This window comes from Nonomuraea sp. NPDC051298, from assembly GCF_055586305.1.
This window is the reverse complement of record NZ_JBVJIM010000015.1, coordinates 118213-130484: the sequence shown is the minus strand read 5'-3', so window position 1 is coordinate 130484 and position 12272 is coordinate 118213. Positions and strand designations below refer to the sequence as shown.

The following is a 12272-nucleotide window of genomic DNA, read 5'->3' as shown; positions in this document are numbered from 1 at the left end:
CCCGAGAAGGCCAGGCCCCCGCCCTCGCTCGACGAGTCGGCCGAAAGTACGGCCGTCGACGCCGCGAACCCTGCCTTTGACCGGTGTCGTCGCCCGCGCGAACCGCGCAGGATAAGGCCCCATGGCACGCGAAGCTCTCCCTCAGGAGCCGCACTCCGAGGGCCCGGCCGGGCGCCCCGGCCACCGTCATCCGCACGACGGGCCCGACGCCGCCTCTCTCGACCCGCCCCAGACCGCCGAGCCCGCGTCCGGCCGGTCCAGGATCGTCGCGCTCGACGTGCTGCGCGGGTTCACGTTGTGCGAGATCCTGCTCGCCAACATCCAGTTGATCGCCAACGGCGGCACCGCCGTCGCGACGCAGCCCATGGGCGACTGGGACCCCTGGCTCGGGCTCCCGGTGTTCTCCCTGCTGTTCGGCATCGGGTTCTCGTTGCTGCTGGACTCCGCCGCGGACCGCGTCCCCCGCCCGGAACTGGTCCTGCTGCGCCGACTGCTCGCGTTGCTCGCGATCGGCCTGCCGCACCTGCTGCTGTGGCCGGGCGAGATCCTCACCAAGTACGCCGTCGTCGGCCTGCTGGTGCTGCTGCCCTCGGCCTGGCTGCCGCGGTGGGCCGTGGCGGGCCTCGCACCGGCGCTCATGGCGGCGGCGCTGATCAGCAGCGGGGGCGGACCCCTGTTGATCGCCGGGTTGTTCCTGCTGGGCTCGGCACTGGTCCGGTACGGGGTGATCGAGCAGCTCGAGCGGTCCCTGCGCGGGCCACTCCTGCTGGGCCTGGCCTTCGCGGCGGGAGCGGCCGCTCTCCTGTGGGTGCGAACCGGGACGGGCGCGCCCCAGCCGTCCTTCACGTCCGGCCTGGCCGATCTGCTGCTCGCCGGTGTGTACGTGTGCGCCGTGCTGGTCCTGCTCAGAACGCCGTTGCGGCCGGTGCTGCGGGCCCTCTTCGCGCCACTGGGCCGGATGGCGCTGACCAACTACCTGACCGCCACCCTCCTCGTCCTGGCGGCGAGCCGCGTCCTCGGACTGCCCGTCGGCCAATCCCTGCAGGTGGCGTACGTGACCGCGGGAGCCGTCCTCGCCGCCCAGTGGCTGCTGTCCACCCTCTGGCTGCGCGGTCACCGCCAGGGGCCCTTGGAGTGGTTGTGGCGCTGGGCGACCTGGGCCCGACGTCCACCGCTCAGCCGCGCCAGGACGTGACGAGCCAGGGCGGAACGGCGTTCGCGAGGGTCAGTCCAGCACCCACTTGGTCCCGGCGCAGTGGGCGATCTCTTGGGTGATCTCCCGCCTTCCGGCCCGGTAGCCGCTGAGCGTGGTGAACAGGACCTCGCCCCGGCCCGGGTCGTACCACGGGCTGAGATCGTTGCGGCGCTGGGCCGAGGGCAGCGCGACCGAGGGCTTCAACTGGAGGCAGATGTAGCGGCGCAAGCGCCGCCGCTGTTCGGTGACGCGGGAGATGTCGTTCCACCGGTAGAACCAGCGCTGGTCGCGCACCCGTACCTCGATGCCGGCCGCGTTCACGATGAGCAGGCGGGCCAGCCGCCGTTTCATGCGCTGGTCGCCCCGCCGGATCATGCTCAGGAAGAGCCCGAAGGAGAGCATGCAGCCGACCACGCCGATCACCAGCAGCATGGGCAGGACGAGCCCCGGCATCTGGAACGAGATCTCGATCAACTTCACGCAGAGGGCGGCGGCGGCCAGCGGCACGAGGGACAGCAGCCACCACAGCCAGCCCAGTCCCCGGTCCGGGGCGAACGTCTGACCCTTGCTGACCGGGCCGGCGGGAACGGGCCGGGCCAGTTGGTCCCGGTCGCCGAGAGGCGGGTGGGCGGCGGTCTGACGGGTGGTGCCGGTGGTGGAACGGGCGGCGTTTCTGGTGAAGCCGAAGCTCTGGGCGTTGTCGGTGCCGCGCTGGTTGGGTTCGGGCAGCCCTCGCACGCGCAGCCGGTGCCGCAGGTGCCCGTACAGGACGCCCAGGGTGAGGGGGTCGGGTTCGTCCGGGATCCCGCTGCGGATCAGGCGCAGCAGCTCACCGGTGAAGGAGGTGCAGACGTCGAGCTGGTCGTCGAAGGGCGCGACGTGGGCGGTCAGGTCGCTGGCGGTCAGCGTGTAGACACCCCGTACGTCGCTCTGGTCGGCGATCAGGCCGCCCGGCGCGGACAGGGACTCGGACTGGATGACCGTTCCCGCGTAGCAGCAGTCCAGGATGGCGATCTTCACCGTGGCCGGGCTGTTCCGCAGCGCGCCACGGATCCTGGAGTACTCCAGACCGGTCAGGTCGGCGTCGTCCGCGACGGTGTCGGCCAGGGCCAGGCACAGCTCGCCCTCGGCGGTCAGCACGCCGTGCCCGACGAAATAGAGCAGCAGCACACCGGTGGTCTCCTGGGCCGACTGCCGGATCCGCTGGGCCACGATCCGGCAGTCGGCCTGGTTGTGCAGCACGCTGACGTTCTCGGCCGGCCAGCCGCACAGGAGCGGGTCGGTCAGCACCGAGCGCACGGCCATGAGGCTGTTGGTCGCCGCGGGCAGGTCGGGCAGGCTGTCGTCCTGGTGTACGGAGGTCCCGATGAGGATCGCCTGCGAGCCGCCGGCCCAGCGCGGGTCGGCCGGCGGCGGGTCAGTCCGCATCGGCCTTGCCCGCGTGGTTCAGCACCTCCTGGAGCAGCGGCAGCGCGTCGTCCACCCGTTTGGCCTCCACCGTCACGGTGTGGTCCGGGGAGGTGATCGTGATGGACACGTCGGAGTGCCGGTTGGTCAGCCACGTCGTCAGCGCGCGGGCCAGCACCAGCCCCATCCCGCCCGAGCCCACCGCGATGCTGAGCAGTTCGACGGGTCCGCCGAGTTCCTCGGGGCCGGGCGGTCGCCTGACCGGCCGAACCCTGCCCTGCAGGGGGCGCTGGCCCTGCAGCCATTTCGTCAGCGAGACCAATTCGCCCGTCAGGTCGTCAGCGGTGGCGACCCGGATTTCGACGTGCATCACCCGTCCTCCCAACGATCCGAGAAAACCCGATCCGCTCAGGGTCCGAAATACAGCATGAGTCATCGCGGGGAGGCGTGTCAGGAAACGTTCATTACCTGAACCGGTTACCGTCCTGATCTGGGGACGCATCGGCCCGGCCTGGTCAGAGCCAGCCGCGTTCCTTGGCGCGCAGGGCGGCCTGGAAGCGGGTGGTGGCGCCGAGACGGCCCATCAGGTCGGCGACGTGGGCGCGGAACTTGCGGACGGACACGTTCAGCGAGCGGGCGGCGGCCTCGTCGGTGTCGTGGCGGGTCAGCGCGTCCAGCACGTGCTGCTCGATGGGGGAGAGGGGCAGGTCGTCCAGGTCGCGGGCGCGTTCCCACATGCCGTCGAAGACGTCGGCCATCATCGCGACCACGCCCGGCTGGCGGATCTGCAGCGCGCCTGACCTCGGGTCGCCGAGCCCGGCCTGGACGAAGGCGACGCAGCGGTTGACGATGGCCAGGTGCCTGATCGGTTCGGTGGTGACCCGGTGCAGGTCGCCCAGGGCGTGCCACTGCCGCGCGTACGGCGCCTGGCGGGGATCGTCCAGGGCGTGCGCGGAGAACAGGGTGCGGCTGTACAGCCCGGTCGCCAGGGAGCGCCTGAAGATGGAGTGGTCGTAGCGGGCCTCGTGGTTCTCCTGCGGCCCGGTGACCAGGGCGTGCGACTTGAGGTGCACGAACTCGCCGGGGTCGTCGGCCAGCAGCGCGTAGATGCGGCGGGTGACGGTCGCCCCGTCCTCGATGTGCTCGACCATCTGCACGGGGCGGCCCCGGCGTTGCTCCTCGGACAGCTCTGTGAGCACGTCCCAGGCGAGGGTCAGCTCGCTGAGCTGGCGCTGGGTCTGCTCGATGCGGCGTCGTACCAGGAGGTCCACGGCCGCGGCGGGGGTGACCGCGGTCAGCTTCCGGTCCACCAGGCCGAGCGCGCGCAACTCGACGGCCACCTGCCGGGCGTCGGACATGGACAGTTCGGCGGCGGCGGTGTCCAGATCGGCGTGCGTGGTGCGCAGCAGGTAGCGGTACAGCCGCTCCTGCGCGGCGGTCAGCCCGAGGCTCGCCAGGCTCATCGTTCCTCCAGGTCTCAGGCTGTCGGCGCGAAACCTTTCGGTCCGGCCATTGAAGCAGATGAGATTCCCGCACACGTACGTATCTGGATCAAAGGATCGCCTCGCCGGAAGGCGAGCGTCGTTCACGGAGCGAGCGTGATCTCGGCCAGTTCCCGCCAGTCCCTGCGCTGCCCGTCACGGGTCGCCTCGGCGAACACGGTCTCGCCGAGGCGACTGCGCGTCTCCGCGGCGATCCTGGAGGCGTCCGGCTGCGAACGATCCGGCGTGCCGCGCACCACGTCGCCGGCCGCGAGCAGCCGCGCGGCCTGCTCGTACTGCCCTTGGCGCAGCGCGTGATCCGCGATCCCGATCAGCACCTCGGCGACCGACGGCGTGTGCTCCGTCACCGCGCGCAACGCCTCGGCCCGGTACGCGCGGGCCGTCTCCAGGTCCTCGGCGAGGTAGCCGGACAGGTCCATGGCCTGGGTGCGTACGGCGTCGGCCAGTTCGGTGTCGTTCACCGTCTTCAACACCGTGGCCAGGTGCCTGCGTGCCTGGTCGGGATCGCCGCGCCAGCGCGCCAGCTTCGCGTTCGCGAGCCCGAGTTCGGTGAGCGCGTCCGGCGAGGTGATCCCGCCCGCGCACCGCTCCGCCTCGGCCATGGCGGACCTGCTGGACAGGTCATCGCCGAGCAGCCAGTAGAGCTGGGCCTGTCGCGCCCGCATGCCGACCGCGTCCTCGGTCGCGCCCACCTCGGTCATCGCCACGGCCGCCTCTTCGAACAGCTCGCACGCGCGTGCCGGCTCACCGCGCATGGCGAGCCGATCGGCCAGGAAGCTCAGCGCCATCGAGATCCCCCACCGGTCACCCAGCGCGCGGAACTCGGCAAGGGCGATTTCGGTGTCGAGGTCCACGTCGGTCTCGTCGCCGCCGAGCGTGAGCCGCAGCCGGCCGCGGCTGAGCCTGGCCTGCGCGCGCACCCATGGATCGTCGTCGCCGATGAGCGGGTCGAAGGCGGGAAGGAAGTCCGTTGACCCCTGCAGCATCCGCTCCAGCGGCGCGATGAACCCGAGAATGGGGTGGAGATCCGCGCTGAACCGGGTGAACTGGTGCGCCCCCTGGATCCACTCCCGCGCCTGATACTGGTCGCCGCTGATCCCGGAGGTCAGGAACACCGCCACGATGCCGTACGCCATCGCCCGCACCTCATCGGACGCCTCACCGGGCAGCGAGGCCGCCGCGATGCCCAGCTCGGTGCCCTCGGTCCGGTGCCCGCTGAGGAACCAGTACCAGCCCGCGGCCCCGACCAGCCGCATCGCCTCCTGGGCCCAGCCCTCGGAGATCGCCCCGCGCAGGGCCGCGTTGACGTTGTCGTGCTCGGCCTGGAGCGTGGACAGCCACTCCAGTTGCTCGGCCCGGCGCAGGTGCGGATCGGCCGTCTCGGCCAGCTCGGTGAAGTAGGCGAGGTGCGCCCGGCGGGCCTGCTCGCTCTCCCCGGCCTCGGTGAGGCGGTGCGCCGCGTACTCCCTGATGGTGTCGAGCATCCGGTAGCGCGGCGTGTCCTCGCCGTCGGCGAGCAGCAGCGACTTCTCGATCAACGCGGTCAGCACGTCGAGCACCTGCTCCCCGGGCTCCCCGGGCTCCCCGGACTCCTCGGGGAACGACTCGTCCCCGCACACCCGTTCGGCGGCCTCCAGGCTCGCCCCGCCGGAGAAGACCGAGAGCCGCCGCAGCACGCCGCGTTCGGCCTCGGTCAGCAGATCCCAGCTCCAGTCCACGACCGCGCGCAACGTCTTGTGCCGGGAGAGCGCCGTACGGCTGCCGCTGGTCAGCAGCCGGAACCGGTCGTCGAGCCGGCGCGCGAGCTGGTCGAGGGACATGGTGCGCAGCCGGGCCGCGGCCAGCTCGATGGCCAGCGGTATCCCGTCGAGCGCCCGGCAGATCCGCTCCATGGTGGACAGGGTGTGCGCGTCGGAGCCGATGTCCTTGCGCACCAGGCCCGCGCGGTCGCGCAGCAGCCGTACCGCGGGCGAGGATCCGACCTCGGCGGGGTCCGCCCCCTTCGCGGGCAGCGCGAGCGGCTCGACCTGCCACAGCACCTCGCCGGTGATGCCGAGAGGTTCCCTGCTCGTGGCCACGATCCGCAGACTGCGGCACTCTCCGAGCAGCCGGTCCGCGAAGGCCGCGGCCGCCTCGATCACGTGCTCGCAGTTGTCCAGGACCAGCAGGATCGCGCGCTCCCGGAGCGCGGCGACGAGCCGGTCCATCGGCTCCCCGTTCCGCGCGCCACCGAGCAGTCCCTGGTCGCGCAGGCCGATCGCGGTGAGGGCGGCCTGTGCCAGCTCACCGCCCGCCCGCACCGAGGCCAGTTCGACCAGCCACGCCCCGTCGGGCAGCTCGGCGAGCATCGCCCGTGAGGTCTCCGTGGCCAGCCTGGTCTTGCCGGAGCCGCCCGGCCCCGTCAACGTGACCAGCCGGTGGGTAGCGGCCAGCTCGGCGACCGCGGAGATGTCGTCGTCCTTGCCGACGAAACTCGTCAGCTCGGCGCGCAGGTTCGTCCTGCGGCTCTCCGCCCGTTCGCCCAGCTCGCCCCGCAGCAACGCGGTGTGCAGCGCGGACAGCTCGGCCGACGGATCGGCGCCCAGCTCCTCGGCGAGCCGCTCGCGCGTCCGCTGGTAGACGGTCAGCGCCTCATTCGCGCGCCCGGCCTCGGCGAGCGCCCGCATCAGGGCCGCCACGAACCCCTCACGCAGCGGATACGTGGCGACCAGCCCGGTCAGCTCGGAGACCAGCTCCGAGCCGCGGCCGAGGCGCAGATCCGCGTCCACGCGATCCCCGAGCGCGGCGACGTGGAGTTCGTCGAGGCGCGCGACCACGGCGTCGAACACCTCGCTGTCGCGCAGCGCGATGTCCGCCATGGCCGGGCCGCGCCACAAGGCCAGGGCCGAGTGCAGCAGCTCCGCCCGCTGCTCGGGCTCGGCGGCGCGGGCCCGACCGACCAGGCGCTCGAACCGGCTCACGTCCACGGCGTCGGGAGCCACGGCCAGCCGGTAGCCGCCGGAGTCGGCCTCGATCACGCCGTCCGGCAACACCCTGCGCAGCCTGGACACCAACGCCTGCAAGGCGTTCACCTCGTCCGCGGGCGGCTGTTCCCCCCAGATCCAGTCCACCAGCCGCGTACGGGCGACGATCCGGCCGGGTTCGAGGGCGAGCGCGGCCAGCAGCGCGCGCAGCCGCACCCCGGGGACCTCCACCACGGCCCCGTCGCGGTTCCTGACCTCGAACGGCCCGAGCAGTCCAACGTGCACATCGGTCACGGTCAGACATGGTACGCGGAATCGCGATATGTCGCGACGAGTGGGTGTCCGCCGCCCTGCCCCGGAAGCCGCGCCACCGGGTCACGGGGTCGCGGCCCCTGACCCGGCGGCGCGGATCGACCTCTCGTCAGGCGGCGTCGAGAGCCTCGGTGATCTTGTTGGCCATCTCCACCAGGGTGGGGCTGGGCCGGCCCTGGTGGGTCCTGGCGGCCGCGTCGACGGCGATGACGACGGCGCCGCGGAAGTTGTCGGCCTCCGCCGGATCCTGCTGCTTGAGCAGGCTCATGGCGGCCGTCAGCGCCGGCAGCACGCGGTCGGCGAGCCCGGCCACGGACTTGTCGTTCAGCTTCACGCCCTTGGACTTCTCGGAGAGCACGTGCCCGACCAGGCCGGTCGCGGAGTACAGGGCGATGGTGCCGTCGGTGGCGATCTTGTGGGGCGAGCCGGCGGCGCCGGCGGCGGCCATCAGCGTGACGGCGCCGTACGCGGCGGTGCGCAGGGTGAGCTTGTCCTGGTCGGTGAGGGTGATGGCCATGGTGGTGTGCTCCTTCAGGTTGGTCGTGGCGTCGCTCATGGCATTCACGATCGCCGACCGCTCTGACACCGGACCGTTGCCGTGCTGACACGTCCGCTGACGCGCCGCCGCGTCAGAGCACGGGGTGACTCTCGGGGTGGCGGTCCCACCACTGGCGGAAGGCCCGGTTGTCGTCCACGTGGTCCAGGAAGGCGGTGGCGAGCCCTCGGTAGATAGCCCCGGCGGCGTCGGCGTTCAGCCGGTCCCGCCGCCACGCCATGACCAGCCGTGCCATCTGCGGTTCCCCCGCCAGGGGGAGGGTGACCGTCCCCGGGGACGGCGGCCAGCCCGGGTCCACGAGCCGGACGCCGTGCCCGGCGGCGACCAGAGGGCTGCCGGCCCCGCTGGGGGCGTCGTAGCGGATGTCCGGCTCGAATCCGGCCGCGCGGCAGGCGGTGCGGAGCGAGGCCAACGACCCGTCGTCGGCGCCCGGCGGACGGATCCACCGCTCGTTCCTGAGTTCCTCGAGCCGGACCGAGGTCCGCTGGGCCAGCGCGTGCGTGGCCGACAGGGCGACGAAGATCGGGTAGCGCGGGACGAGCGTACGCATCGTGATGGGCGCGTGGAGCGGAACCCCCGTCCCCTCGATCATGCCCATGAGCGCCGCGTCGAGCCAGCCGTGGGCCAGCCCGTCGGCGAGCAGCGCCGAGGACGGCTCGATGCGCAGCGACACCGCCCGTCCCGGCACCACCTCGCTCACCCGGTCGACGATGCTCGCCACGCAGGGGAAGTGGTTGGCCCCGAGGTTCAGCTCCGTGGACGAGGTGGTCGCCGCCAGCAGGTCGTCGACCAACGCGTCGATCTCGTGCAGTACGATCCGGGCCCGCGAGACCACCTGCCGGCCCAGCGCGGTGGGCTCGGAGCCGGCGCGGGTGCGGACGAAGAGGCTGCCCCCGACCAGCTCTTCGAACTTGTGCAGCCGGCTGGTGATCGCCGGTTGCGACAGACCGAGGCGGGCGGCCGCCTTGGTGAGGCTCCCCGTCTCCGCGATGGCACAGACCATGCGGAGATGTCTCAGGTCGAGGTCCACCCGAGAATTATGTGATATTTCATCCTCGCGCCTCCAGAGGGGCATCAGCGAGATTTATGGATCCGCTTATGACGGCGGAGCGCTCACCGATACGACACTCAGAGCGGCCTCGAATCCATCCGTTACCCCCCAGGAGGTTTCCGTGCGCCGTCTCTCAGTCCTGTTAGCGGCCTGCGTCGTTGCCCAGTGCCTCGCCCCGGCACCCGCGCGGGCAGCCGCCGAACCGCCCCCGTCCACCCCCATCGCCTCGGCCCAGAGCGACCCGCCGCACGTCCGGAAGGACCGGCTGGACATGGCCGACCGCCCACCTCGCTCCGCCGGCGCCGACGCGCTGCGCAAGGACTACGACGAGCCCGCCAGCGAGCCAGAACACCCCAGACCGTCGGCCAAGGCCAAGGCGGTCGCGGCGGCCTGTGACACGGCCGACTTCACCAGCCGCTCGGGCAGCGCCCTCGTGCAGCAGATCAAGGCGAGCACCACCGACTGCGTCAACACCCTGTTCAACCTGACCGGCGGCGACGCCTATTACGCCTTCCGCGAGGCGCAGATGGCGACCGTCGCCTACGCCCTGCGGGACAACGCCGCCTCCTACCCGGGCGACAACACGACCTCGACCGCGCAACTGGTCCTCTATCTGCGCGCCGGATACTACGTGCAGTGGTACCACCCCACCGACGTCGGCAGTTACGGCCAAACCCTCACCACGGCCATCCAGTCGGGTCTCGACGCGTTCTTCGCCGCCTCCCGCGCCTGGACGGTCAACGACGCCAACGGCGAGGTGCTGGCCGAGGCGGTCACCCTGATCGACAGCGCCGAGCAGAACGCGCGCTACCTGCACGTCGTCAAGCGCCTGCTCAACGACTACAACAGCTCGTACGACTCCTCGTGGTGGATGCTCAACGCGGTCAACAACGTCTACACCGTGCTCTTCCGTGGCCACCAGGTGCCCGCGTTCGTCAGCGCCGTCCAGTCCGACACCAGCGTGCTCACCACGCTGAACTCGTTCGCGACCGACCACCTGTCGCTGCTCGGCACCGACCGCGCCTACCTGACCTCGAACGCCGGTCGCGAACTGGGCCGCTTCCTGCAGCATCAGCCCCTGCTCCAGACGGTCCGGCCGCAGGCCAGGAACCTGCTCGGGCGCAGCTCCATCACCGGGACCACCGCGCCCCTGTGGGTGGGCGTCGCGGAGATGACCGACTACTACGACAAGGCCAACTGCGCCTACTACGACACCTGCGACCTCCAGCAGCGCCTCGCCTCCAGCGTCCTGCCGATCAACCACACCTGCAGCGCAAGCATCAGGATCCGCGCGCAGGACATGACCTCCGCCCAACTGGCCGGCACCTGCACCAGCCTGGCCAACCAGGACGCGTACTTCCACAACCTCGCCCAGGACGGCGGACCGGTCGCGAACGACAACAACACCACCCTCGAAGTGGTGGCCTTCGACTCCAGCACCGACTACCAGACCTACGCCGGCGCCCTGTTCGGGATCGACACCAACAACGGCGGCATGTACCTGGAGGGAGACCCGTCGGCGCAGGGCAACCAGCCGCGCTTCATCGCCTACGAGGCCGAGTGGCTGCGCCCGGACTTCCAGATCTGGAACCTCAACCACGAGTACACCCACTACCTCGACGGCCGCTTCAACATGTACGGCGACTTCACCGCCGGGGTCAGCACGCCGACGATCTGGTGGATCGAGGGCTTCGCCGAGTACGTCTCCTACTCCTACAGGAAGATGACGTACGACGCCGCCATCACCGAGGCGGGCAGGCGTACCTACGCCCTCAGCACGCTGTGGAACACCACCTACTCCCACGACACCACGCGGGTCTACCGGTGGGGCTACCTGGCCGTCCGCTACATGTTCGAGAAGCACCCGGGCGACCTGCGCACGCTGCTCGGCCACTACAGGACCGGCGCCTGGAGCACGGCCCGATCGTTCCTGACCAGCTCGATCGGCAGCCGCTACGACTCCGACTGGTACACCTGGCTGGCCGCCTGCGCCGCCGGATCCTGCGCGGGCGGAGGCGGCGGCAACCAGGCCCCGGCCGCCTCGTTCACCGCCGTCACCAGCGGGCTCAACGTCTCCTTCACCGACACCTCCACCGACCCTGACGGCACGATCGCCTCCCGCCGCTGGGACTTCGGCGACGGCGCGACCTCGACCACGGCCAACCCGTCGCACGCCTATGCGGCACAGGGCACCTACACCGCCACGCTCACGGTGACCGACGACAAGGGCGCCACGGGCACGGCGAGTCGTAGCGTCGTGGTGTCCACCGGCGGCTCCACCCCCGAATGCACCGGCGCCGACACCCGGCAGCTCGACCGCAACTGCCGGCGCGGCAACCTGTCGGCCGCCCAAGGCGGCTACGCCTACCTCTACCTCTACCTGCCCTCCGGCGTCTCCCGGCTGACCGTCACGGCCTCCGGCGGCACCGGCAACGCCGACCTCTACTACAGCCCCACCGGCTGGGCCACGACCGGCAACTACACGCAACGCTCCACCGCCTCGGGCAACTCCGAGAGCCTGACCGTCTCCAACCCGCCCGCCGGTTACGTCTACATCAGCCTGCACGGCGCGTCGGCCTTCTCCGGCGCGAGCGTGAAGACCGAGTACTGACGGCGACGCCGTAGCGCCTCCCGCCGGGCCCGCCCTGGCGGGAGGCGCTCATGCGTACGTGAGGGGGCACGAACGGCAGGCCGGTCAGATGGGGGAGCGGAACAGCTCCTCCAGTCGCGCCGGGCTCGGGTCGAGGTCGAGATGGCACCACACCAGGCGGAGCCCGTCCGGGGGCACTCGGTGGCTGCCCCATCGGTCGCGTGACAGGGCCGCCACGATCGCCAGCCCTCGGCCCCGCTCGGCGTGCGGACTCGGCGCCTGGAGCGGGATCCGTGACGGCGTCGAGCAGGCCGATCCTGGATCGGTCACCGCCAGCCGCAGGTAGCCGGGCCCCTGGCCCAGTTCGAGCGTGATCGCCTCCGGGTCGCCACCGGAGCCGGTGTCGGCGTACCGCACCGCGTTGGTGACCAGCTCTGACACCGCCAGGACCACGATCTCCCTGGCCGGATGCTCGGGCTCCAGCCAAACACCGACCGCTTGCCGAGCCAGGTAGGGAGCCCGGTCGCTACGCGCGAGCTGGATGGTCCCGATGGCCTGGAGCCCGGCGGGAGAAATGTAGGTCACCGAATCCACCTCGCTATAGCCGTGCCGTTTTGGTGAAGTACGAGAATGGCCTGCGCACGCGCGATCAACCATTTGTGTAACCGACGGAAAAACGTCGAGCCGGCCTGAAGA

At 71.3% G+C, this 12272-nt stretch carries 9 protein-coding genes; 2 read left to right on the top strand and 7 right to left on the bottom strand.

Going from position 1 to position 12272, the window contains the following annotated elements; genetic code table 11:
- The first annotated feature begins 121 nt into the window (after positions 1-121).
- Positions 122-1195, top strand: a complete 1074-nt coding sequence (locus ACZ6S0_RS35095; RefSeq protein WP_465923627.1) for a DUF418 domain-containing protein — start codon at positions 122-124, stop codon at positions 1193-1195.
- 30 nt (positions 1196-1225) lie between these two features.
- Here the strand turns inward: ACZ6S0_RS35095 and ACZ6S0_RS35090 are convergent, their stop codons facing one another.
- The 6 genes from ACZ6S0_RS35090 to ACZ6S0_RS35065 all read right to left on the bottom strand — a co-directional run bounded on the left by ACZ6S0_RS35090 (position 1226) and on the right by ACZ6S0_RS35065 (position 8965).
- Positions 1226-2623, bottom strand: a complete 1398-nt coding sequence (locus ACZ6S0_RS35090) for a caspase, EACC1-associated type (RefSeq protein ID WP_465923626.1) — start codon at positions 2621-2623, stop codon at positions 1226-1228.
- Positions 2613-2972: an effector-associated constant component EACC1 gene (locus ACZ6S0_RS35085; protein WP_465923625.1), complete on the bottom strand. Its 360-nt coding sequence runs from the start codon at positions 2970-2972 to the stop codon at positions 2613-2615. The genes ACZ6S0_RS35090 and ACZ6S0_RS35085 overlap by 11 nt, the downstream gene beginning before the upstream one ends.
- Positions 2973-3117: 145 nt before the next feature.
- Entirely contained in the window at positions 3118-4065 is a 948-nt protein-coding gene (locus ACZ6S0_RS35080) for a hypothetical protein (RefSeq protein ID WP_465923624.1), read from the bottom strand.
- 122 nt (positions 4066-4187) lie between these two features.
- Entirely contained in the window at positions 4188-7361 is a 3174-nt protein-coding gene (locus tag ACZ6S0_RS35075) for an AfsR/SARP family transcriptional regulator (RefSeq protein WP_465923623.1), read from the bottom strand.
- Between the two features lie 127 nt (positions 7362-7488).
- Complete coding sequence (locus ACZ6S0_RS35070; RefSeq protein WP_465923622.1) at positions 7489-7935, bottom strand: hypothetical protein; 447 nt, start codon at positions 7933-7935, stop codon at positions 7489-7491.
- Between the two features lie 73 nt (positions 7936-8008).
- Positions 8009-8965 (bottom strand): LysR family transcriptional regulator, encoded by a 957-nt coding sequence (locus ACZ6S0_RS35065; protein ID WP_465923621.1) that lies wholly within the window; start codon positions 8963-8965, stop codon positions 8009-8011.
- A gap of 142 nt (positions 8966-9107) precedes the next feature.
- On the opposite strand from ACZ6S0_RS35065, the gene ACZ6S0_RS35060 reads away from it, so the two are divergent.
- Positions 9108-11597, top strand: a complete 2490-nt coding sequence (locus ACZ6S0_RS35060; RefSeq protein ID WP_465923620.1) for a collagenase — start codon at positions 9108-9110, stop codon at positions 11595-11597.
- 84 nt (positions 11598-11681) lie between these two features.
- Here the strand turns inward: ACZ6S0_RS35060 and ACZ6S0_RS35055 are convergent, their stop codons facing one another.
- Positions 11682-12161, bottom strand: coding sequence for an ATP-binding protein (locus ACZ6S0_RS35055; protein WP_465923619.1), 480 nt, complete (start codon positions 12159-12161; stop codon positions 11682-11684).
- Positions 12162-12272: the final 111 nt, after the last annotated feature.

Excerpts from the sequence above, each read along its gene's own strand:
- ACZ6S0_RS35095 (WP_465923627.1), top strand. The coding sequence starts at position 122 with ATGGCACGCGAAGCTCTCCCTCAGGAGCCGCACTCCGAGGGCCCGGCC.
- ACZ6S0_RS35090 (WP_465923626.1), bottom strand. The coding sequence starts at position 2,623 with ATGCGGACTGACCCGCCGCCGGCCGACCCGCGCTGGGCCGGCGGCTCG.
- ACZ6S0_RS35085 (WP_465923625.1), bottom strand. The coding sequence starts at position 2,972 with ATGCACGTCGAAATCCGGGTCGCCACCGCTGACGACCTGACGGGCGAA.
- ACZ6S0_RS35080 (WP_465923624.1), bottom strand. The coding sequence starts at position 4,065 with ATGAGCCTGGCGAGCCTCGGGCTGACCGCCGCGCAGGAGCGGCTGTAC.
- ACZ6S0_RS35070 (WP_465923622.1), bottom strand. The coding sequence starts at position 7,935 with ATGAGCGACGCCACGACCAACCTGAAGGAGCACACCACCATGGCCATC.